This window comes from Candidatus Defluviibacterium haderslevense (assembly GCA_016712225.1).
Classification (GTDB): domain Bacteria; phylum Bacteroidota; class Bacteroidia; order Chitinophagales; family Saprospiraceae; genus Vicinibacter; species Vicinibacter haderslevensis.
This window is the reverse complement of record JADJRL010000003.1, coordinates 4,958,540-4,982,722: the sequence shown is the minus strand read 5'-3', so window position 1 is coordinate 4,982,722 and position 24,183 is coordinate 4,958,540. Positions and strand designations below refer to the sequence as shown.

General features: G+C 34.0%; 21 protein-coding genes. 19 read left to right on the top strand and 2 right to left on the bottom strand.

From position 1 onward, the window contains the following. The first annotated feature begins 170 nt into the window (after positions 1 to 170). The 15 genes from IPK88_19480 to IPK88_19410 all read left to right on the top strand — a co-directional run bounded on the left by IPK88_19480 (position 171) and on the right by IPK88_19410 (position 16,138). A complete protein-coding gene (locus IPK88_19480) occupies positions 171 to 2,582 on the top strand; it encodes a transketolase (protein ID MBK8245619.1) in 2,412 nt (803 codons plus the stop codon). A 70-nt stretch (positions 2,583 to 2,652) separates the two neighbouring features. Then, a complete protein-coding gene (locus IPK88_19475; protein MBK8245618.1) occupies positions 2,653 to 3,366 on the top strand; it encodes a polyprenol monophosphomannose synthase in 714 nt (237 codons plus the stop codon). Positions 3,367 to 3,610: 244 nt separating this feature from the next. Then, complete coding sequence (locus IPK88_19470; GenBank protein MBK8245617.1) at positions 3,611 to 3,898, top strand: hypothetical protein; 288 nt, start codon at positions 3,611 to 3,613, stop codon at positions 3,896 to 3,898. Between the two features lie 60 nt (positions 3,899 to 3,958). Then, positions 3,959 to 4,678, top strand: coding sequence for an MBL fold metallo-hydrolase (locus IPK88_19465; GenBank protein MBK8245616.1), 720 nt, complete (start codon positions 3,959 to 3,961; stop codon positions 4,676 to 4,678). Further along, a complete protein-coding gene (locus IPK88_19460) occupies positions 4,675 to 6,663 on the top strand; it encodes a thioredoxin domain-containing protein (GenBank protein ID MBK8245615.1) in 1,989 nt (662 codons plus the stop codon). The genes IPK88_19465 and IPK88_19460 overlap by 4 nt, the downstream gene beginning before the upstream one ends. Continuing rightward, the gene (locus tag IPK88_19455) at positions 6,650 to 7,624 is read left to right on the top strand and encodes a type IX secretion system membrane protein PorP/SprF (protein MBK8245614.1); all 975 of its coding nucleotides are present in this window, start codon (positions 6,650 to 6,652) and stop codon (positions 7,622 to 7,624) included. Before IPK88_19460 ends, IPK88_19455 begins: the two co-directional genes overlap by 14 nt. A gap of 220 nt (positions 7,625 to 7,844) precedes the next feature. Continuing rightward, the gene (locus tag IPK88_19450; protein MBK8245613.1) at positions 7,845 to 9,083 is read left to right on the top strand and encodes an SUMF1/EgtB/PvdO family nonheme iron enzyme; all 1,239 of its coding nucleotides are present in this window, start codon (positions 7,845 to 7,847) and stop codon (positions 9,081 to 9,083) included. Positions 9,084 to 9,144: 61 nt separating this feature from the next. Further along, positions 9,145 to 9,738: a gliding motility protein GldL gene (gene gldL / locus IPK88_19445; protein MBK8245612.1), complete on the top strand. Its 594-nt coding sequence runs from the start codon at positions 9,145 to 9,147 to the stop codon at positions 9,736 to 9,738. 37 nt (positions 9,739 to 9,775) lie between these two features. Next, entirely contained in the window at positions 9,776 to 11,344 is a 1,569-nt protein-coding gene (locus IPK88_19440; GenBank protein ID MBK8245611.1) for a hypothetical protein, read from the top strand. An 11-nt stretch (positions 11,345 to 11,355) separates the two neighbouring features. Continuing rightward, the gene (gene gldN, locus IPK88_19435) at positions 11,356 to 12,228 is read left to right on the top strand and encodes a gliding motility protein GldN (GenBank protein ID MBK8245610.1); all 873 of its coding nucleotides are present in this window, start codon (positions 11,356 to 11,358) and stop codon (positions 12,226 to 12,228) included. A gap of 133 nt (positions 12,229 to 12,361) precedes the next feature. Next, complete coding sequence (locus tag IPK88_19430; protein ID MBK8245609.1) at positions 12,362 to 13,756, top strand: T9SS type A sorting domain-containing protein; 1,395 nt, start codon at positions 12,362 to 12,364, stop codon at positions 13,754 to 13,756. A 51-nt stretch (positions 13,757 to 13,807) separates the two neighbouring features. Further along, the gene (locus IPK88_19425) at positions 13,808 to 14,350 is read left to right on the top strand and encodes a GNAT family N-acetyltransferase (protein MBK8245608.1); all 543 of its coding nucleotides are present in this window, start codon (positions 13,808 to 13,810) and stop codon (positions 14,348 to 14,350) included. 9 nt (positions 14,351 to 14,359) lie between these two features. Then, positions 14,360 to 14,842 carry a YkgJ family cysteine cluster protein gene (locus IPK88_19420; GenBank protein MBK8245607.1) on the top strand — a complete coding sequence of 161 codons (483 nt, stop codon included), beginning with the start codon at positions 14,360 to 14,362 and terminating at the stop codon, positions 14,840 to 14,842. A gap of 63 nt (positions 14,843 to 14,905) precedes the next feature. Further along, on the top strand, positions 14,906 to 15,628 hold the full coding sequence (locus tag IPK88_19415) for a hypothetical protein (protein ID MBK8245606.1): 723 nt from the start codon (positions 14,906 to 14,908) through the stop codon (positions 15,626 to 15,628). Between the two features lie 12 nt (positions 15,629 to 15,640). Further along, on the top strand, positions 15,641 to 16,138 hold the full coding sequence (locus tag IPK88_19410; GenBank protein ID MBK8245605.1) for a DUF1572 family protein: 498 nt from the start codon (positions 15,641 to 15,643) through the stop codon (positions 16,136 to 16,138). A gap of 13 nt (positions 16,139 to 16,151) precedes the next feature. Here IPK88_19410 and IPK88_19405 read toward each other — a convergent pair whose 3' ends face one another. Both IPK88_19405 and IPK88_19400 read right to left on the bottom strand, forming a co-directional pair. Further along, positions 16,152 to 17,696, bottom strand: coding sequence for a hypothetical protein (locus IPK88_19405; protein ID MBK8245604.1), 1,545 nt, complete (start codon positions 17,694 to 17,696; stop codon positions 16,152 to 16,154). Positions 17,697 to 17,819: 123 nt separating this feature from the next. Next, entirely contained in the window at positions 17,820 to 19,103 is a 1,284-nt protein-coding gene (locus tag IPK88_19400; GenBank protein MBK8245603.1) for a hypothetical protein, read from the bottom strand. A gap of 197 nt (positions 19,104 to 19,300) precedes the next feature. On the opposite strand from IPK88_19400, the gene IPK88_19395 reads away from it, so the two are divergent. The 4 genes from IPK88_19395 (at position 19,301) to IPK88_19380 (ending at position 24,166) form a co-directional block, all read left to right on the top strand. Continuing rightward, positions 19,301 to 20,770: a proline--tRNA ligase gene (locus IPK88_19395; GenBank protein ID MBK8245602.1), complete on the top strand. Its 1,470-nt coding sequence runs from the start codon at positions 19,301 to 19,303 to the stop codon at positions 20,768 to 20,770. A 46-nt stretch (positions 20,771 to 20,816) separates the two neighbouring features. Next, positions 20,817 to 21,083, top strand: a complete 267-nt coding sequence (locus IPK88_19390) for a hypothetical protein (protein MBK8245601.1) — start codon at positions 20,817 to 20,819, stop codon at positions 21,081 to 21,083. A gap of 543 nt (positions 21,084 to 21,626) precedes the next feature. Beyond that, positions 21,627 to 23,552, top strand: coding sequence for a tail fiber domain-containing protein (locus IPK88_19385; GenBank protein MBK8245600.1), 1,926 nt, complete (start codon positions 21,627 to 21,629; stop codon positions 23,550 to 23,552). 101 nt (positions 23,553 to 23,653) lie between these two features. Further along, entirely contained in the window at positions 23,654 to 24,166 is a 513-nt protein-coding gene (locus IPK88_19380) for a hypothetical protein (GenBank protein ID MBK8245599.1), read from the top strand. Positions 24,167 to 24,183: the final 17 nt, after the last annotated feature.

Sequence of the window (24,183 nt, the reverse complement as noted above, 5' to 3'; positions counted from 1 at the left end):
TAAGTATTTTAAACAAATGTATAAACATAATACGATTGTTAGATCCTTTTAATTGAAAAAAGTGTGTTAAACTGGTGTTAAATATAAATATTTTTTAATATAGCTTATCTTGACCTTTAAAATAAAACTTTGATTCCAATCGATTATTTTTGCATCGAAATCTTAGAAATATGTCCAATTATGCTTTAATTCAAGAAATCCTTTCATCCATAAAAGGTAATGATTCAAGTTACAGACAAGAAGTTCTAAAGGATTTTTGGATTTGTTTGGTAAGTAGAGAAGTCTCTTTAACAGGAAGGAAAGAAGTACTATCAGGTAAAGCTAAATTTGGTATTCTTGGCGATGGGAAAGAATTACCCCAAGTTGCTATGGCCAGAGCTTTTGAAAAAGGTGATTTTAGATCCGGGTATTATAGGGATCAAACTTTCATGATGGCCCTTGATTTATGTTCTATCAAACAATATTTTGCCCAGCTTTATGCGGATACAATAAATGATCCATTTAGTGGTGGTCGTCAGATGAATGCACATTTCGCAACACCACTCATCGATGACCAAGGACATTGGAATAATCATACTAATTCTTATAATGTTTCCTCCGACATTTCCAGTACAGGCGGACAGATGGCACGAGCATTGGGACTTGCCTTGGCCTCGAAACATTATAGACAAAACAAACAATTACGGAAAGACTTTTCTCAATTTTCTAACAAAGGGAATGAAGTTTCATTTGTAACTATCGGCGATGCTTCAACATCAGAAGGCGTGTTTTGGGAGACCATGAATGCTGCCGCTGTTCAACAAGTACCTTTGGCAGTTTGTGTGTGGGATGACGGTTATGGCATCTCAGTTCCTATTCAATTACAAACCGTTAAACAAAATATTTCATCAGCATTAAGTGGTTTTGAAAAAACGAATAACCAAGAAGGTATTTCTATTCATCGGGTGCAGGGTTGGGATTATCCAAATTTGGTCAATACATTCCACAAAGGAATTAAAATGGTCCGTGAAGAACATATTCCAGCATTGTTTCATATCAATGAAGTCACTCAACCTCAAGGCCATTCTACGTCAGGATCCCATGAACGTTATAAGAGTAAAGAGCGAATGGCTTGGGAAGAAACCCATGATTGTATTAAAGTATTCGAATCATGGATTATTGAAAAAAAGTTAATAGAACAAGATATCATTGAACAATTAAAATCAATGGCCAAAGAGTTTGTCAAATCTGAGAAAAATACGGCATGGAACGATTTTATTGGACAAACTTTAAATCATAAACAAGAATTAATTTCTATATTAAATGACATATCTGATCTTCCAAAAGCAAATGAGCTAAAGAACAATATAGAAAGTATAAAGAATATTGCCAATTTTGAGATGATTGAGTTGGCCAGGCAGTTTGTATTTGACCATGTCTATGCTGGGTTGGGGTCAAGATTAACTCCTTTAAAAGAATGGTTGAAACAGAGATATCTAGATGCTGATGTTAAATACCATAGGCATTTGTTGTCCGAAACCAATCAATCAGCAACCCAAGTTAAACATCTTCCAGCTATTTATCAAGATTCATCAGAAGAGGTCAATGGTTATTTGATTCTTAATCAATATTTTGATCATATTTTTAATACGAGTCCCGAAGTATTAGGTTTTGGAGAGGATGTTGGTAAAATTGGTGATGTCAATCAAGGTTTTGCTGGTTTACAAGATAAATATGGAGAATTAAGAATTTTTGATACAGGAATTCGAGAATGGACCATTGTTGGACAGGCTATTGGTTTAAGTATGAGAGGCCTAAGGCCAATAGCAGAAATTCAGTATTTGGATTATATCGTTTACGCATTGTCACCTTTGATGGATGATTTAGCAACTGTAAGATACCGTTCCAATGGGATTCAAAAAGCTCCAGTTATCATTAGAACCCGAGGACATCGACTGGAAGGAATTTGGCATTCAGGTTCTCCAATTGGTATGTTATTACATTCCATTCGGGGAATTCATTTATGTGTCCCTAGGAACATGACTCAAGCAGCAGGAATGTATCAAACCTTATTGCAGGGTGATGATCCTGGAATCGTTATTGAGTGTTTGAATGCTTATAGACTTAAAGAAAAGATGCCTGAAAATTTGGGTAGTTTTACAATCCCATTAGGTCAAATTGAAATATTGAAGCAAGGAAGTGACATTACTTTGGTTACCTACGGTTCTTGTGTTCGAATAGCTCAAAAAGCAATTCAATTATTAGAGCGATATCATATTGATGTGGAATTAATCGATGTTCAGACGTTGTTGCCTTTTGACACAGATCATCAGATTGTAACCTCTATACGCAAAACAAATAAACTGGTTGTTCTGGATGAGGATGTTCCTGGAGGCGCCTCGAGTTATATTCTTCAACAAATATTAGAAGTACAAGGAGCTTATCAATATCTAGACTCAAAACCGAAAACCATTTCATCTGCGGCTCATCGCCCCCCATATGGAAGTGATGGAGATTATTTTACCAAGCCTAATGCAGAAGATGTAGTGGCGTGTATTTACAATATTATGACAGAATATGACCCCATTAAATATAAGATTTGATGGGAATTAATATATAAAAATAATATATATATAAATTTTAAACTTACTTTTGCACTAGAAATACATTTAATTGGCTACATCCATTGTTATTATTCCTACTTATAATGAAATTGAGAATATTGAAGATATTCTGAGAGCGGTAATGGCATTGGATCCACATTTTGATGTATTGGTCATGGATGATGGTTCGCCAGATGGCACAGCAGATGCCGTTCGGACACTGCAAATTGAATTTAAAAACAGGATTCATTTAATTGTTAGAAAGGAAAAATCTGGTTTGGGTACCGCTTATATTCTAGGATTTAAATGGGCTTTAGAGCATCAATACCAATATATATTAGAAATGGATGCCGATTTTAGTCATCCTCCCCTTAAATTATTGGAATTAAGAGATAAATGCTTCAGTAATGAGGCCGATGTTGCTATTGGATCAAGATATGTTAAAGGAGGTGGTGTTGTCAATTGGCCATTTCTTAGATTGTTTTTATCTAAATCTGCATCCATCTATGTTCAGTTGATAACAGGAATGAAAGTTAAAGATCCTACAGCGGGTTTTGTATGTTATGCTCGTCGTGTATTGGAAGCTATCCAATTGGACGACATCCAATTTGTAGGTTATGCATTCCAGATCGAAATGAAGTATGCTGCTCATAAATTAGGATTTAAATTATGTGAGGTACCAATAATTTTTCCAGACCGGATTAAGGGGAAATCTAAAATGAATATTTACATTATCAGAGAAGCTTTGACTGGTGTTTTTAAAATGCGGTTTTTTGATAAGTAATGGGATTGAACCATGATCCTGATATTTTTATTAAACTTATAACTATCCTTAAATAATTTATTAGACGATGAGCTAATATAGCCCGAAAACACAATTTCCTGATTTTATAATATTATCAACAATTTATTTACATTAGGGGGAAATTATATTTTTACTGTTGGGATTTTTACGGCTATAACATATTTATTTTTATTTAATGGATGAATTGTTATAACTTTGGACTTTCAACCAAATCAACCCTGGAATGAAATATACTCGAACCAATCTTAAAAAATTAGAGGATTTGTGTCAACAAATTGGCTACAAAGTAAGATATGAACAAGGACATTTTCAATCCGGTTATTGCCGGGTTGAAGCCCGTAAAATTCTCATAATCAATAAATTTTTTGATGTTGAAGGTAGAATGAACTGTTTATTTGAACTCATCCCAATATTGCCCATAGACAGTAGTGTCATCGATGAAGATGCATTAAAAAATTACCAAAAAATTATAGACCTAAGGCCCCAAGAGGAGAAATTAACCGTCTCTTAGAAGTATATTTGCTTATTGAAAATCATTTTTTTAGGTACCGGAACCTCACAAGGTGTGCCCATGATCATGTGTTCATGTGCTACTTGTTTATCTAAGGATCTTAAGGACAAAAGACTTAGGACGTCTATACATATACAGGAAAGTAATGTTTCCCTGGTTATTGATATTGGCCCTGATTTTAGACAGCAGATGCTAACGCATCACATTCCTGATATTTCGGCCATATTATTAACACACAATCATGTGGATCATACTGCGGGAATTGATGATATTAGACCTTATAATGGAATTCAAAATGGGACCATTCCTTTTTTTGGAGAACAATATGTATTGGAAGATCTCAAAAACCGGTTCCATTATATATTTTCTGAACACAGGTATCATGGTTTGCCTCAAGTTGATTTAAAAACAATAGAACCCAATAAAACTTTTTTAATTAATGATTTGCCCATTTTACCCTTGAGGGTTATGCATGGCCATTTACCAATTCTTGCTTACAAGATTAAAAATTTGGTGTATATTACTGATGCTAGTTTGATCGATGAACAAGTGATAGACTCAATGAGGGGTGTGGAATGTTTGGTTATTAATGCGCTTCGGATAGCAAAACATCCAACACACTTTAATTTAAAAGATTGCCTGGATATGATTCAGTTAATACAACCGAGAAAAGCGTATATCATACACCTTAGTCATCAAATGGGAACTCATGCAGCAATAAGTGCCCAATTACCAGAACATGTAGCAATAGCTTTTGATGGTCTAACCCTTGAAATATGAATCGCTTAAACCTATCTTCAAGTCCTTATCTAAAGCAACACGAAAATAATCCGGTCCATTGGTGGTCTTGGGGCTTAGATGCTTTGGCAGAAGCTAAACTAAGGAATAAGCCCATTTTGGTTAGTGTAGGATATTCCACATGCCATTGGTGTCATGTCATGGCACATGAGTCATTTGAAGACATTGAAGTGGCAAACATCATGAATGAGTATTTTATCAATATTAAGGTTGATCGAGAGGAACGACCTGACATTGATCATTATTTAATGGATGCCATCCAACTAATGGGTGTTTCAGGGGGATGGCCCTTACATTGCTTTTTAACACCGGATCTTAAACCTTTTTTTGGAGGAACATACTTTCCTCCTGAGCCAAAGTACGGCCGTCCATCATGGTCTCAAATATTAGTATCTGTTCATCAAGCTTTTGTTCATAAAACGAATCAAATTGTTAACTCAGCTGATAAATTAGCAGAAGAATTAAGAAATCAATATCGTTTAACAATATTATCTGATTCTTCATTATTCGAACAATCGACAATAATAAATGAAGCATTTCAACAAATTAAATCTTTTTGGGATAAAGAATATGGAGGTTTCGGATTTGGACAGAAATTTCCAAATACTACAGTTTTACGTTATCTGATAAACCATGATAATTATCACCCTAATCAGGAGACCAATGAACACCTAAATAAGTCAGTTCAAATGATGTGTCTGGGTGGAATATTTGATCACTTGGCAGGCGGGTTTAGCCGTTACACAGTAGATCGTCAATGGATGATACCACATTTTGAAAAAATGGCCTATGATCAAGCCCTAATACTTCGAACTTTAAGTGAGCTTTATAACAGAACCAAAGATAGCTTTTACCTTTATTTTATTGAAAAAAGTACAGCTTTTTGGGAATCCAACATGAAATTAGACAATGGTTTATTTATAGCTGCAATAGATGCAGATAGTGAAGGGAAGGAAGGGGCATTTTATGTGTGGAAGTTGGATGAAATCAAAGCTATTATTGGTGCGGATAGTGACTTGTTTTTAAAATACTTCAACCTAAACCCTTTTGAGCATTCAGGAGAATTTGTCATTTCATTGAATACAGATCTTTTTTATTTAAATAAAGATGCGAATCAAGTCCTTGGAAAATTGAAATTTCAACTTGAAAAACTTCTTGAAAATAGGAACTTGCGTATTTCACCTTTAAAGGATATTAAGCAAATTTTAGCATGGAATGCTTTAATGATAACGGCGTATTGCCAAGTCTTTAAAAATACAGGCATTCAGGCCTTTCGCGAAAATGCATTAAATGGAATTCGCGCAATAACAGATTTATATGTTATTCAGTCAGGTACCTCCTTATATGCACGAACCCTGACCCACAATAAACAAGAGGGTACAGCCTTTTTAGAAGATTATGCCTATTTACTAGAAGCATTTATAGCCTGTTATCAGATTAGTTTTGACAACCATTATATTACCTGTGCCGAAAACCTAGTTGATCATCTTAATAAATACTTTAAACAAGGTCATTTTCTATATTCTTTAGCATCTATTGAACAGTCAGGCTCTTTGGAGCCAATATTTGACTCCGTAGATTCAGCCATACCTAATCCTAATGCAGTAATTTGTGAGTCAATGATGGTCCTTTATTTAATAACATCTAATGAAAGCTACTTAAATGATGCTAAGTCCATGATTCATAAAGTAACCCAGCCATTAAAAAATGGGTACTTTCAACATGCATCTTGGTTGAGTTTGTTGCTTAAAATGGAACTAGGTTGGAATACAGTAAAGGCTAAAGATCCAATAACTGTAATAAGATATTTTGAAAAATTGTATATAAATGATTTAATTTTGATTTTGGATACCAATTTAAAAAATGATGAAATACAATATTGCAGTGATTCCGTTTGTTATCCAAAGGTGACTAGTCACGCAGAAATGAAAGAACTATACAATCAATTGTACTTTGAAAAAAATTAGAATCTGTTTGGCTCTGGTGGGTTTCTTGTTTTTGATGGGACATCGAGGAACTAGTCAACAATATCCGTTATCCTTAACAAGATTTATACATCCATATCGATTAAATATAGCTACTGGGGGAATAGACGGCAAAGTTACAGTCAGTGGAATATACCGAGATCAGTGGAGTGGATTACCTGGGCATCCGAGAGGTAGTTCCATTAGTATTAGTGCTCCACTGAATGAATGGAGTGGAGCATGGGGAGCACAGTTAGAAGACCAAAGAATTGGGCTTGAGCATCATATAGGATCTTTAGTATCTTATAGTCAAGTATTTCCAATGAATCAAATATTAATAGCCGGAGGTTTAGGCTTAGGTTACCAATACATAAATGTAGATTATAATTCAATTCGAACTCCGGATGGGAATTACCAAGGAACTATCATTGATCACAATGATCCACATTTAGATCTTGCCCGATTAACAGGCCAAAACATCAATGTGCATCCTGCCATTTATTTTCAGACGCATTGGTTTGAAAGCGGTATAGAATTAGAATGGCCATTAATCTATTTTTCAAAAGAAAAAACGCAATTTTATACTAAAAATAAAAATTTGAAGTTTTTAATAAATAAGGAATATAAAGTAGGTAAGTACGAACTTTATAGTCATCTTGTTGTGAATTCTGATTTTGTTCAGATTCAGAGTGAAATATTATTAAAAATTCAAGTTAATGGCAATATTTTTGGAAGTATTTTGTGGCGTGGCTTTAATGAAAACACGCTAGATGGAGTTGGTGGAATGGTAGGATTTAGGCTCAATTCAAAAATTTGGTTGGTTTATGGAGTGGAATTACCATTAAATAAAATAAAAAATCAAATTTCTGGATTGAATCAGGAAATGGGATTGCGAGTTCAATGGAATCGCAGTATGAGTCGATATAAGATCCCTTTAATTTATCATCCAAGGTGGTCTGATTAGTTGATATTTAATAATTTATAAATTATTGCTATTTTATATATTAAAACAGTAAATAATTTTTTAAATTGATAATATAAAGTGTTTTAAAACGTTTTTTCATTAAATCTGGATCGTTAAAATCAAGGTTTTTTAAAAAAAACAATTTTTTATATGTGAGTAATTTGTAAGAGTTATTATATTTGCTCACTTTTTTAGACAATGTAGGTAAAATCACAACCAAATGAGGAATTTGAATCTGTCTCTTTTGGTCTTGCTGACGTTAATAACTTTTTCCTGTGGAAAAAGACAGCAAGACGGTCAACTCACCGGGGTACTCGATAGACCGAAGTGGGGTAGTGTTAATCCTTATGGGATGGTATATGTACCAAGCGGTACATTAACCATAGGTCAATCTGATCAGGATTTTTTTAATACCCATACGCAAACTGCGAAAACCATTTCCATTTCTGGATTTTTTATGGACGACACCGAAATAACGAATAATGAATATCGTCAATTCGTGTTTTGGGTAAAGGATTCATTGGCACATGCTGCTTTAGGTCATTTTGTAGAAGGGGAAGATGGAAATACCGAGAAAATCGATTGGGAACAAGAGATTGATTGGGAAGATGAAGCCCTAAAGGACATGAATTTCCAAGGAGCCGATGCTTTTAAAGGAGTAGCAGAATTAGACTCTCGTAAGTTTATCTACGAATGGGAGTATAAAGACTGGCAAACTGCAGCTCATGTTAGAGATATAAAAAGGAGCTCTATCATCCATAAGGAGAAAACCAACATTTATCCAGATACCTTATGTTGGATTAGAGATTTCACCTATTCATATAATGAACCATTCACTAGAAATTATTTTTCACATCCTTCTTTTGATGATTATCCTGTAGTTGGAATTAACTGGAAACAAGCCAGAGCATTCTGTTATTGGAGAACATCATTATGGAATGCATTTAAAGGTGAAGATGAGCCTAATACAGAGGAGTATCGATTACCAACTGAAAGTGAATGGGAATGGGCAGCTAGAGGTGGCCGCGAGTTAGCACCATTTCCTTGGGGTGGATATTATTTAAGAAATGCCAAAGGTTGTTTGTTGGCTAATTTCAAACCAGGAAGAGGTAATTATCCGGAAGACGGAGGACAATATACTGTGAAAGCAGATGCCTATTTTCCAAATGAATATGGACTATTTAATATGTCTGGAAATGTTGCAGAATGGACTGAATCTTCATATCAAGATAATGCACATAGTTTTGTTCACGATATGAACCCTGATATTAAGTATGATGCTAAACCCGAAGATCCAGAGGCATATAAGAGAAAAGTACTTAGAGGTGGTTCATGGAAAGACATAGGTTACTATTTACAAACAGGTACTCGTAATTGGGAATTTCAGGATACGTCTAAATCATATATTGGATTTAGGACAGTATTGACATTCTTAGGAAGATCTATTAATGATTTCTAGACAATTTAAAATTCATTTTTTTAACAAACAATATTCTAATTAACTCGTAAAACTTAACGTAATGGCTATTTACAAACAAAATTGGTTTAAGTACGCAAAAAATTTAGTAATTGGTGTCGGAGCTTCTGTCGTTATGATTGGTGCCCTTTTCAAAATATTGTCTTTGGAAGGCGGGGATCAAATGTTAACAGCTGGTCTTGTAACCGAAGCATTTTTATTCTTATTATTAGGACTTATTCCACCAGATAAGGATTATTACTGGGAAAAACTTTACCCAGGATTGGAAGATTATGAATCAAGAATCAATCCATTAACTGAAGGTCCTCAAAAAGGTGGAGCTAGACCAATTAATGGTGATGTAGTTGAAAATCAATTAGGTGGTATGTTGGGTGAATTACAAATGATGTCAAAATCTTTAGGTTCATTGAAAGCATTACAAGAAGTTGATTTTTCTAAAACAGGTGACCAAATTAAAGGTATGGGTAATTTTTATACTCGTATGAATGAAGCTATGGCAGAGTTGGGTAATTCATTGGAAGATACAAAGAATTATAAGAATCAAGTTGCTGCTTTAAACAAGAATTTGACGAATTTGAATTCAGTTTATGGCAACATTTTAGGTGCTTACAAAACGATGGGCAGTAGCCAATCATAATCGAGAATTTATTTATAAACCATAAATAGACAAAAACATGTCAATACCTAAGCAGCCCCGGCAGCTGATGATTAATATTATGTATTTGGTGCTTACAGCATTGTTAGCACTGAACGTTTCTGCTGAAATTTTCAACGCCTTTAAATTAGTTAATAAAGGTTTAGAAAAATCTAATAAATCTTTGGATGATGCAAGTGCAAAATTACCTGCATCCATCAAGGAAAGAGCAGCAGCTAAACCTGAATTCCAAAAATACGCTGATCGAGCACAACCAGCAATAGAAATCGGAAAGGAATTTTCTGATTATGTAACTGTAATGGTTGATAAAATGATTGATGAAGCTGGGAATAAAAATGGATCCGTTGATGATGGTGATTATGTTATCAAAGGAGACAGTAAAAAACTTAAAGGTCAAAAGGATAAATCAGTGACTACCCGAAACATGGTTAATGGTGGATGGGGAAAAGAATTGAAAGCAAAAATTCTAGAAACCCGTGGAAAATTTTTAGCCTTAGTAGATACTGCTGATCGTGCAGTGATGGAGAAAGAAATTTCAATGGAGGTAGATGATATATCCTGGACTCATTCCAATAAGAAAAGTTGGGAAGAATATACCTTTAAGCAAATGCCTTTAGGTGCGGTTCAACCAATCTTTACTAAATTCATCAATGATGCAAAATCATCTGAAAATGCTGTTTTGAATTATTTGAGCGGTAAATTAGGTGGTAAAGATGTTGTATTGGATAAATTTACTGTTATATCCTCTCCTAAAAAGTCATATGTAATTAAAGGTGAGCCTTTCGAAACAGAAATTTCACTTGCAGCTTCTACTTCAGGAAGTTCAGCAACAAAAGTGTCATTATCTGTAAACGGATCTAGCTTACCGGTTAATTCAGATGGTGTTGCTACTTGGAAAACTACAGCTGGTGAAGTTGGGATTAAAAAATTCAATGCAGTAGCTTCAGTATTTAATCCAGTTACAAATAAAACAGAAACGTTTAAAAAAGAATTCGAATTCGAAGTTGGTGAACGTTCTTGTAACGTTGCTGCTGAGAAAATGAACGTATTCTATATTGGCGTTGAAAATCCAGTTGCCATTTCTGCAGCAGGTGTACCTTCAGCGCAATTACAAGTTAGTGCAGCAGGTGCAGGAATTGCTATCAACAAAGTTGGAGGTGGTAAATATACTGTAACCGTTGGACAACAAGGTGAAGCCACAATTACCCTTTCTGGTGGTGGTTTGCAACCAACAGCGTTTAAATTTAGAGCAAAGAAAATACCTACGCCAACTCCAATGCTTTCTGATAAGAGAGGAGGAGCCATGCCAAATGGTGTATTCAAAGCGCAACAAGGTGTTATTCCGGTACTTGAAAATTTCGACTTCGAAGCAAAATGTCAGATACAGAGTTTCCGTTTAGTACGTGTGGCTCCTAGACAAGATGCTGAGATAACATTGAATACAAGTGGACGATTTGGAGGTGAAGCTGCTGCAAGCATAAATAAAGCTAAACCTGGTGATCGTTACTTATTCGAAGATATCAAAGCTAGATGTCCTGGTGATGCTGCTGGTCGTGAACTAAGTGATATGTCTTTTCAAATTAAATAAAATCTTTTTCAATGAGTAATTTCAGAATTTCTTTATTGGTTGTTTTCTTGGTCGCTTCTGTCTCGTGGACTTTGCGTGCACAAACTGGAGAAGAGGAGATGACAGAGTCGAGTATACTCGATGACACTACAGGATATATGGATGATATCGTAGATCGGAATTTAGTTCCTGAACAACGATTTTTATCATATGAACCTATTCGGGAGTCTGATATTACTTGGCAAAAAAGAATTTGGAGAGTCATTGACGTTAGAGAGAAAATGAATCTTCCATTCATGTATCCGAATAGAGCTTTTTTCGCAATCTTAATAGATGCAGCGTCTAAAGGTGATATGAAAATTTTCAAAGAGGAGGATTTCAAAAAACCGATGACTGGTGAACAATTGGATAAATTATTACACAGTACTGATACGACTTCAGTTTGGAATCCGGATACTTATTTGGAAGAATTGAAAATCGTAACATCAGATATTGATTATAAAGATATCCAAAGCTTCAGGGTTAAAGAAATGTGGTATTTTGATAAGGAGTCTTCAAGATTGAATGTAAGAATTCTTGGAATTGCACCGATCAAAGATGAAAAAGACGATGCCGGTAATATTAAATATTCAGGACCTATGTTTTGGATTTATTATCCTGAGTTGCGTAAAATTTTATCAAAAGAACGCGTGTTCAATGACAAAAATGACATTTCTCCAGGTACCTGGGCAGATGTTATGGATGGTCGATTTTTCTCAAGCTACATTATTAAATCTTCAAATGTTCAGGATTTACGTTTGAATGATATTTTTAAAGGTGAGAATGATGGTGTTAAGCTATTACTTGAATCTGAACGTATCAAAAACGAACTACTTAATTTCGAACATGATCTTTGGGTGTATTAATCAAAGAAAATTAATTCAAAATATAGAGCCGAAAGAATTTATTCTTTCGGCTTTTTTATTTTTAGAATAAATCCACAGGTGTCTTGTAAAAAATATATTTTAGTTTGTGGAGTTGAACCTTTATTTTTGAAGAATGAAGTTGATATCTTATATTTTCATTTATTTAATTTCAAATCAATATATTGATGCTCAATGGACCATTATTATCAAAAACATACCAGCATCCACACCAAGTAATGCTTCAATATATATTGCAGGCAGTTTTAATAATTGGGATCCGGCTAATCAAGCATTCAAATTAGTTCAGGTAGGATTTAAGGAATTTAAAATAGATTTAAACATTTCTAAAGGAACTTATGAATTTAAATTCACCCGGGGCGCTTGGAATTCCGTGGAAGGTACATCTTCAGGGGTTTATGTTCCCAATCGGAAGTTTAGCTATAATGGTCGCTTGGATACTACCTATTTAGAGATTAGTGGCTGGGAAGATTTAGATAAGTTCAATTCTGGAAATTCAACTGCCGGGCCAAATGTCAGTATCATTACTAATAATTTCTATATACCTCAACTGGATCGGCAACGAAGGATATGGATTTATACGCCACCCGACTATGATCAAACTATAGATAGATTACCAATTCTTTATATGTTTGATGGTCAAAATTTATTTGATCAATATACAAGTTTTGCCGGAGAATGGTGTGTGGATGAGACTTTAGATCAATTATTTAAAGAACAACATTTAAGAATTATAGTAGTAGGCATTGACAATGGTGGTGCTGAAAGACTTGATGAATATACTCCATGGCCTAATCCAAGTTATGGAGGAGGAAAGGGAGATCTAACGATTAGATTTATTGTAGAAACCCTGAAACCTTATATAGATGCTCATTATAGAACAATTGACAAAGCATCTTCCACCGGACTCATGGGAAGCTCTTTGGGAGGACTTTTGAGCAATTATGGAATTCTTCATTATCAAAATACTTTTCATAAAGCCGGTATTTTTAGTCCATCCTTTTGGTATTCGAATGAAGCTTTTTTACAAGCTGGAAAAGATCCTATATCAAATCCTTTAAAAATATACATGATCGGAGGACAACAAGAAGGTTCTAATATGATGCAGAATATATTCCGAATGAAGGATTCATTATTATCTCATGGAATGCGCAATGATCTATTGAAAGTATCCATACATCCGGATGGAATACATAATGAAACCTATTGGAAACGTGAATTCGGAAACGCAGTATCTTGGTTATTCCAAGATGATATTAATAGCATACAAGATTACCCACTTGATTCTGTTCAAGTATATCCCAATATAGTTTATGATCTTTTGCAAATTAATTGTTTGAGCTGTGAAGGCCAAATCATCATTTATGATTCTTTAGGGCAATTCGTGAATGCATATTCTTTCAAACACTCAAAAAGTATTAATGTGAGTCAGTTGAAGACTGGAAAGTATTTTATAAAATTTATTTCTAAGGAGGGTTACACTAATAATAATGTATTTATAAAATTTTGAAAGACTGTTTATAGTTGATGAATAAATAATTTTGAAACAATATTGAAATAAATGTATTCCTTTAATCCATTTCCAATATTAAGCACCACTAGACTTATTTTACGCGAAATTACAGTTGCTGATCAAAATGAGATCTTTGGTTTAAGATCGGATCCAAGAGTTATAGAGTATATTGATAGGCCTAAAGTGCAATCATTGAATGATGCAATAGATTGGATCCAATTCATTCATTCTGCAACAACAAATGGAGAAAACATAGTTTGGGGTATTTGTCTTAAAGGTGCATCAAGACTAATCGGCTCCATATGTTTATGGAATTTTGAACATTCTAATCATTCTGTTGAAATTGGATATAGTTTGGTCCCTGAATATCATCGAAGAGGGATCATGAATGAAGCCATGAAAGCTGTGTTGACATATGGTTTTATGCAAATGAAAGTAACAAGAATAACAGCAGTAGTAAATCCAATGAACAAATCTTCGAATTTACTATTAGAAAAAAATGGATTTATAAATTCAGGTTTTTTAAATCAACAGAATAATGAGCTAAAAAATGTGCTCTATATTTTGGAGGTTCAAAAACATCAGTTATAAGATATCCTTATGAAAGAAGAACTATTAAAATCTTGGAAAAGTAGAAGTCGTGAGAACATTAAAAAGTATAAAATATTTCTGAATCGGATTGACAAAGCAAAGGCCATCCGCATTTTGCCAGTATTGCATCAAGAAGCTTTTAAAAAAATAAATTGTTTAGATTGTGCAGCATGTTGTAAAAATTATTCTCCAAGGTTTAAGCAGCAAGATATTAAGCGGATTGCGAAGTCTTTAAATATGAAGGAGCGGGATTTTGAATTAACCTATTTGGTTTCTGATGAAGATCATGATTTTGTACTCCAATCGAAGCCTTGTCCTTTTTTAGAAAAAGATAATAAATGTCAGATTTATGATGTCAGACCTAGTGATTGTCATCGTTTTCCATATACGGATGAAGATGTTTTTATTAAACAACCAGCCTTGACATTAATGAATGCAAGTTTTTGTCCAGCTGTAAATGAGGTCTTGGAAAAATTAATGGAGATCAAATAGCAATGAATAAAAATTGTTATGGCTTATCAAAAATGTTATACTTTTAAACACTAAAATGGAATGATGAAAAAATTAATTTTCTTTTCGGTTATATTTTTTGGACTTTTATTGCAGAGTTCGGGTCAAGGTATAAGCGCCTTGCTAGAAAAAGCTCCTTTGGTTCCAAATTCTTGTGGTGAGGCTTTTATGGCTTCAACATTGAAAACTGAAGTTGAATTATTGGATAATGGCACTGAATTCAAACGTGTAAAATCTTGGGATGCAGATGTTAGAATTTCTAAATTTGGAGCAGAAGTGGATCTATGGACTGAACGAATCAATGCTCAATTGGAGGGAAATAGTTTTTCATTAACTGGCGAAAACGAAACTGATAAAGATCTCAGATTGCAATTGACTGCCTTGGAAAAGCAAGCCACTGAGTTATTGGCTCAATGGAATAAATATAGTGAACGTTTGAAAAATATTAATCCAGACTTTATACCCCTCAGTGATATGGATTATGGATGTGATCAAATCAGAGCTTCTGCCAATAAATTAAATGAAAATACTAAATTGTATAACGCAATTCTAAAGGAAGGAAGGAATGCCATAATGGATAAAATAAAAGATTTTGAAGTCCAGTTTGGTCCATTGGCAAAAGTTAAAAGCCCTTTGTTTAATAATGAAGTATTAAGTCATGCATTAACCGTAGGATTGATATTAACGGATTGGAACCTTATCGTGAATGTTGCAAATACACATCTTGTTGATACGGCAGTTTCCTTGAATAATGGAATGTGTAAATAATCTTGAAATTCCATGGAGCAGGTTTTTTTAAATACTTTGACAACTGAATATGAATTAAGAGTCATTAAAGAATCTGTTTTTAGAATCACGCGATGTCTTGAGTTATTAAGCGAAAAACAAATTGCATTTCGAATGAATGATCAATGCAATTCAATTGGTAATTTAATTTTACATCTATGTGGCAATGTGTATCAATATATTCAAACTACTTTAGGAAATAATGAGGACATTCGAAATCGCAATTTGGAGTTCGAGCACTCTGGCCCATTTATAAAACATGAATTAGAAAAATTACTCCATGATATAACTCATGAGTCCAATGAAATCATCAAAGGATTAAATATTGTCGATTGGTATGAGGTAAAACATGTTCAGTGTTTTGAGATGACAGGTATTCAAATTGTCATACATGTGATAGAACACTTTTCTTATCATACAGGTCAAATAGCACTTTTAACTAAAATATATACCCAAAAGGATTTAGGATTTTATTCAGGAATGTCACTTTGAGTCTTGTTAAACTTTAGAATTTAAATCCTACCGTCGTTTGAATAAAATGTTCATGTATGCGGTTATTAACCAGCGACATGGGCGCATCGATCGTACCGTTTCCATCAAAATCAGAATTTCCTGTTATAAATGGAACGAAGCCCTCTTCTCTGAAACTATTTTTATAAGCAAAATCCAAATAAACTCTTTTAAATCTAAAGCCAAAACCACCACTGTAGCCTACAGTTAAGTTTTCTGCATTTTTATATGGCGAATTTAAAAATTCAATTCCTGCTCTCAATCTTAATTTTTTGATGACTGCTTCAGCTCCAATTCTAGTTTGCAGTACAGGTTTAAATTGTTTTTTAATATCTGCATTTGCAAGTTGCTCAGCAACTAGTTCATTATTGTTATTGCTTAGTGTTGTAAAGTCAAATTTAGATTTTGAAGGATTAAAATAATCAACATCTATATTAATAAAACCATATTGACTTACATAACCCAATGATCCAACCCATTTCATAGGTGTTGTCAAACGATATGAAAATTGTCCATCTGGAGAATAAGCATCATACGATTGTACAGTATTGGAGTCAATGTATTGATAGTTCAAGGAGTTGTTGTAAAAATCTTTGAACCAATGGTACGTTGGTGTGTGCCAAGCAAGTCCAATTCTCAATGCATTAATGGGTTTATAAATAAGTCCCATTTTCGCTTGAATGCCATTATATTCTGTAGTTAATTTTTCAGTAAATGTTAAACTCTTAAATGGATATAGATCCCCTGATTTGGTTTCGAATTCATGATATTCTTTAGTTGTTTCAAAGGATCCGAATGGACTATTAATGGTCAGTCCTATGGATAATTTTTCCTGATAATTTCCTGCTAATCCAATATTAAAATCATAAGTATTACCAATAGCCTTGACATATTGACTTTTTGGTATTAGGGCTTTTGAAAATGAAACTAAATCTGTAGTATAATATACATTATTTTGGTCTCTTTTGCCAACATAAAGCGCTCCCGTCTCATAAGCCAATCCTGCTTCAAATCCATCAAGGTTGTCTGCATTAATTCCACGACCATCATCATAATTTGGATCTATAGATCTTTCCAAAAATCTACTGGTAATAGAACCTAAACTTTTTCCTTCATAAAAAAATCGTTGTTCGAAATTTCCAGTATTATTTATGCCGATTGAAAAATTTACATTTTTCCAAGCAGAACCTATTGGATTACTGGTAATTACTAATCCAATACTGCTCAAATTAAAATCATTTGAAAGTCTGGAACTTTCCAAATTAGATGCTGAGCCTTGAAGTGTTGCATCTACTTTAGAAATAAATCCATGCGCTGTGAAATTAAAATCAGATTTTCTAAACAATCCGAGGCCAGCAGGATTAATTCCAATGGCTGAAAAATCTGCGCCTATTGCACCGAATGAACCATTACAACCCAGTGCTCTAGCTGTTCCGATGGGTCTTGTCAAATTAATTCGCAAGGCATCAGCAGCTATCTGAGCATTAAGGAATTGGTTAATATAGTAAAAGCTTAACAGAAAAAATATGGTTCTTTTCATGGTTTTAAATTCAATTGATTTTGAAATATTAGGATTTGATAATCACACTTTTAAATCCTATTAAAGGTGGCAATACTTAGTAATTCATGCCACCTTTAATATTCGTTTTTGCATCAACAAAGACTATCTTGGCGATTTTCGGCCATCGGAAGATTCTCTTCTTGAATTTGATGAATTATTATCATTAGATCTTTGTGGTGCTGGCGATTCTTGTCTAGGCGCTGGTCTTGATTCCTGTCTTGGTGATTGATCAAATTGTCTAGGTCTTTCCTGAGGCTCAGTTTGATTCCTACGTTCAGAACGGTTTGGTTTTACCTGTTCTGGTTTGGATTCAAAAAATCTAGGTTTGGAATCTTCAAGTTTAGGCCGATTAGGTCTTGGTTCGGAATTTGGATTGGGTTGGTCCTTTATGGGTTCAAATTCCTTGTATTTCCTATCTGGTTCAGCATCCCGTCTTTTTCTTTCGGGATTAGCAGGAGCAGGATTAGTGGGTGGTGTAGAATTATCCATGCCGCCGGGTTTTCTATCTCTACGTTCATTTGGGGTAGTGACAGGATCGTAGGTCTTGCCATCGTCCACATTATATATTTTTCTTTTTGGTGTTTTATCTACTTCAGGTCTTAATCCAGGATTCGTCGAGTTGTCGATGGTTTCATTATTTCTATTTGGGGTATTAGATTTAAGTCTGACAGGTCCATTTCTGGAAGTATTTGTAAATCCCGATTGCCTACTACCATAATAGGTTCCTTTTGGATTTGGATTGTAGTTATGTTGTCCATTATGATTTCCATTATCGTAGTTCCCGTGATTATAGTAGTTATTGTAGCCATAATAATTGTTGTAGCCATAATAATTGCCACCACATCCCCAAGGGTTATTGTACCCATAATAATATTGGTACACGTTTGTATAAGGTGAATATCCATAATACCAATCATAATGATTCCAATAGGAGTTGTAGCCCCTAGAATTGGCTCTACACCATCGGCGTTGTCTGTAGTAGTCATTATAGCCTCCGAAGCTTACATAAATATCACGATCATAATAATACGGATCGAAATAGAATGGGTCATAGAAATAAACATTGACATAGGCAGGATCATAGAAATCAAATCCTCGATATGGATTGTGGAATCTTTTTATTCTAGATGAATAGTAATAATCATAATCCTCATCATCATAATCTTCCTCATCAGCATCTTGAGATAGAGACTTGTTTTGTGAAGCATCTGACTCTTCTTCTTGAACGGGATCATTTTGCGGTGGATATGATTTTTTCTCGAATTTATAATGATCTTCTTGAAATTTTGAAGGATCATAATATACATCATCGTATTGGGCAAAGACTGATTGTGAGCAAATCAAAAGCCCAAATAAAATCGAAAGGTTAAAAATAGTTGATTTCATAATAAATATAAAATTTTAGTATTTAGATTAAAATTCATATCGAGTGCAATTTATTACATTTGTGCCCGAGTACTGGTTAATATCTTATTAAATTATTCAATTCACTGTGTTAAACTTTTTTAACTAAAGTAATTTTCAAGAGTTTGACCAAAAGGATTAAGAATCGTTTATAAAGGTTTAGTTAAAATTAATTTAAAATGGCAAAAGAAATAACTTCCAGAGAAAGTGATTATTCTCAATGGTATAATGACTTGGTATATAAATCCGGGTTAGCTGATCAGTCTGCTGTTCGTGGGTGTATGGTCATTAAGCCCCATGGCTATGCCTTGTGGGAAAACATGAGGGATATACTGGATGATATGTTTAAAAAAACGGGACATGTTAATGCTTATTTTCCATTGTTTGTACCTAAAAGTTTGTTTGAAGCTGAGGAAAAGAATGCAGAAGGATTTGCCAAAGAATGTGCTATAGTTACCCATTATAGACTTAAAGCTGATCCAAATAACAAAGGAAAATTGATCGTTGATCCCGAAGCTAAACTTGAAGAAGAGTTAATTGTGAGACCAACGAGCGAGGCTATAATCTGGAATACTTACAGAGATTGGATCCAGTCTTATCGCGACTTACCCATATTAATCAACCAATGGGCCAATGTGGTTCGATGGGAGATGAGGACCAGGCCATTTCTTAGGACCACAGAATTTTTATGGCAAGAAGGGCATACCGCTCATGCTTCTGAAGTAGAGGCAATCGAGGAGGCTGAAAAAATGCATGACATTTATGCCCGTTTTGCTGAAGAATATATGGCTATGCCGGTGATCAAAGGTGTGAAGACAGCTAACGAACGATTTGCCGGAGCGGAAGAAACTTACACCATTGAGGCTATGATGCAAGATGGCAAGGCATTACAAGCTGGTACTTCCCATTATTTGGGCCAAAATTTTGCCAAGGCATTTGAGGTTAAATTCCTGAATGATCAGAATAAGGAAGAATTTGTGTATGCCACTTCATGGGGAGTATCTACTCGGTTGATTGGTGCCCTTGTGATGGCCCATTCTGATGATGATGGCTTGGTATTGCCACCTAAATTGGCGCCCCTTCAAGTCATTATTGTACCTATACCAAAACCCGCCCCGGAGATCAAAGAAGTTGCCGATCGAATCATAGCCAACCTATCATCCAAGGGAATTCGGATCAAATATGATATGGATGATCGCAATAGACCTGGATTTAAATTTGCTGAATATGAATTGAAGGGGGTCCCTGTGAGAATTGGGATAGGAGCTAGAGATTTAGAACAAGGTGTAGTAGAAATTGCTCGTCGAGATACCAAGGAAAAGAAATCAGTGCCATTAGACCAAGTAAATGAATATGTAGAACATTTGTTGGTAGATATTCAACAACATTTATATAATCGAGCACTTGAATTAAGGACTGCGAATTCTCACCAAGTAGATGATTGGAATTCATTTAAAGAAATTATCGAGACAAAGGGCGGGTTTATTTATGCGCATTGGGATGGAACGAGTGAAACAGAGGAAGCTATTAAAGAACAAACCAAGGCAACGATCAGATGTATTCCTTTAGATGCTAAGGAAGAACCAGGTGTTTGTGTTTTTTCTGGAAAACCATCTACGCGCAGAGTATTGTTTGCAAAAGCGTATTGATTTAATAATCATATTATAAAAAAAGTAAACTTTAAAAATATAAATCATGAAAAAACATCTGTTAATCTTCAGTTTAGTTTGTATTAGTTTTTCAACGTTCCAATGCAAGCCTAAAGTTCAAGAAGATGCTTCTCGTCCTATGATTGAAAAAAAGGAACAATCTGGTCCAGAATTTACCTCAGCATATATATGTCCTATGCACTGTGAAGGAAGCGGTAGCGCTGCTCCAGGCGTTTGTCCAGCTTGTGGTATGGAATATGAAAAAAATGAAAATTTTAAGGGGGATTCGGTGAAGAAAATTTTTAATCATTAAAATTTGATTCATTATAATATAAGTCCATTTATCGCTTTGTAATGGACTTTATATTTTCTTATCAAGTTAATAATTTAACATTCAACTCACAATAGTTGATGATCAATTCATTGTGCCGTTATTTTAATTTTTTTTTGCATTATTTTTGCAAAAATTATAAGCGTTCGTATACAACAAAATTCACTTGTAATAAGTATTCGTTTTATGAAAAGTATATTTATATAAAACATGAAATAAATTTAATCAAATACTAAAAATCAGAATTTTAACCACATAAATTTATTCTATTATAAATACTCTTAATTGATTTTTTAGATAGCTATTGCTTTTATGAATGAATTGAGTAGTATTTCATCTTGAGAATACTCAAATTTTATAATTATTATATAGATTATTATAATTAATTAAGGAAAATCACCTTAAACAAATAGGGAAAAACACCCTAATTTTTCTGATCCATGTCAATCTACCTTTGCCATGTCAATTTTATTAATTGATAAAAATATTTTTTTTATTCATTTACTAATTTTTAAAATCAATTCAATGAAAAACATTTTTTTGAGTATGGCAATAGTTGCATTATTTTCAATAGACATTTTAGCGCAGGTGCCTAGACTAATCAGCTATCAGGGTGTGCTTACAGACAATCAAGGGAATCTTTTACCTGATGGGAACAGAACTTTGACATTAAAATTATATGATAATTTATTCAGTGCAGTTCCGATTTATACAGAATCACAAACAGTTCCAGTTGTGAAGGGAATATTTAACGTAATTATTGGATCAGTGAATCCAATCACAACTTCGATCAATTTTGATCGAGCTTATTTTTTAGGAGTTAGTGTAGATTTTGGATCTGAATTATCCCCTAGGACGGCATTAACTGCTGCCCCTTATGCGTTGAGAGCTGAAAGGGCGAATGTAGCTGAGACATTAGCCCCTGGTGCAGGAGGCGTAGTGACCAGCCTTAATTCAAGTCAAGGAAATATTTCTTTAGTTGGAAGTGGTGGAACAACAGTCAATCAAGCTGGGTCCACGATAACTATAAGTTCTCAAATTGGAAATGGCATTACGAATCTTCAGAATACCGATGGCATGATGAATATTACGAATCCTAATGGTCCAAATACAGGAATTAATTTAAATACTTCTGGGGTTCAGGAGGAACAAAGTTTGGTTTTTAGAAGTGGTAAATGGCAAATGGCCACACATAATAAATATAATTTTGATACCGATATTTTTCAAGTAATTACTACGTTGCCATTTTTAGGTTCATCATTTGTTGGATTAAAAACAAGTGGTGTCAGTGAAAATTTTATACCAAAATTTCGAAATGGCAAATGGCAATTTTTACCACCATTGGAAATATCTGCAGGTGCAGGAATTGGATTAAGCACTGTTACTCCTGGTCCAGATAAAATTACCATTTCTGCATTAGATATTTCTCCAACCAACGAGTTACAAACGCTAAGTTTTAATACTATTTCAAAACAATTGACCATATCTCAGGGTAATTCTGTTGATCTATCTTCGATTAGTGGTGGACCTTGGACTAATTCAGGAAATAATATTTTTAATTCGAATTCGGGTAATGTTGGAATTGGCACTTCTTCTCCAATTCAAAAATTGCATGTCAATGGTAATTTGAGATTGCAAGGAGGATTATTTCTTGGTTCTGCAGAACAAATTGTGGATGGTGGCGCCAATACTATTGCAATCAATAGTCACTTCAGACCGGATGTATCCGGATCAAGAGACTTAGGAACCACTGGAGCTAAATTTAAGGATTTACATCTATCAGGTAGTGTATTTTTTGGATCAACTGAGACATTAAGTGATGGAGGTTCCAATACTATTGCAATCAATAGTACGCTCAGACCCTCTACAACAAATGCAAGAGATTTGGGAACTTCTGGAGTTAGATTTAAAGATTTGTATTTAACAGGGAAGGTTTTATTTGGTTCTATTGAAGCCTTATCTGATGGTGGTGCAAATACGATAATGTCAAATTCTACTTTAAGGCCTGATATAAATAATGCGAGAGATCTAGGTACAAGTTCGTTAAGATGGAGAGACGTGTTCTGTTCAAGAAATGCATTTAATGGCTCTGACCGGCGAATGAAAAGAGATATCAAACCATTGGATTATGGTATGACAGAATTGAAGAAATTAAATGTATATTCGTATCAGTGGAAGGACACTATTATGGATGATGGATTTAGAAATTTAGGAGTGATAGCACAAGAGTTAAAAGAAATCATGCCAGAATTGGTGCGAGTAGGAAGTGATGGTGAAAAATTAATGTCAGTAAATTATATTGGACTGATTCCAGTGTTGATTAATGCAATCAAAGAACAACAAAATGAAATAGAATTATTGAAACTTCATAAAGTATCTGGTCATACATTCACAGCTAATGAAGTGAAGCAAATAAAAGCAATGTTGTCATCGGAACAGGCTCAACGTTAATGAATTGTTGAGAATAAATTAGGTAGATATTGTGTTTATAAAAGTATATTCTCCTAGTAAAAATGTTTTGTATTATGTTCTATTCATTAAATTTGTATAAAATGAAAATATTAATTTATAGCATGTTAATCATGCATGTTTTTAATCAAAGGTGTTTAAATGCCCAAGCTGTAATTCCTAGTTCAGTTATAGGATGTGGTGCATCTGAAATGAGCTCAGCTAATTTAAAATTGGTCGGCACTATTGGACAAACCATCATTGGTTTAACTAATGGTTCGAATATTTTTAATGCTCAAGGGTTTTGGCAGACGTATAGAAGTAAGGTTGTGAAAACAACGGATTTTAAATTAACATCAAATGTTGAAGTTAGATTAGTTCCCAATCCATTATCTAAAAATGGAACTCTATTAATTGATTTACAAGAAGCTCAAGAATTCGATTTAAAAATCATTAACTTGATGGGATATGAATGCCAACATTTGGGTAGAAAGTCATTAACTTCTGGACATCATAAATTGGCTTTGGATATTACTGGTTTAAGCGAAGGCATTTATTTTATTATTTTAAGAAATCAAAATAATGATATAAAAATACCGTTTTTAAAAATCAATTAAAGATAAAAATTTGATTC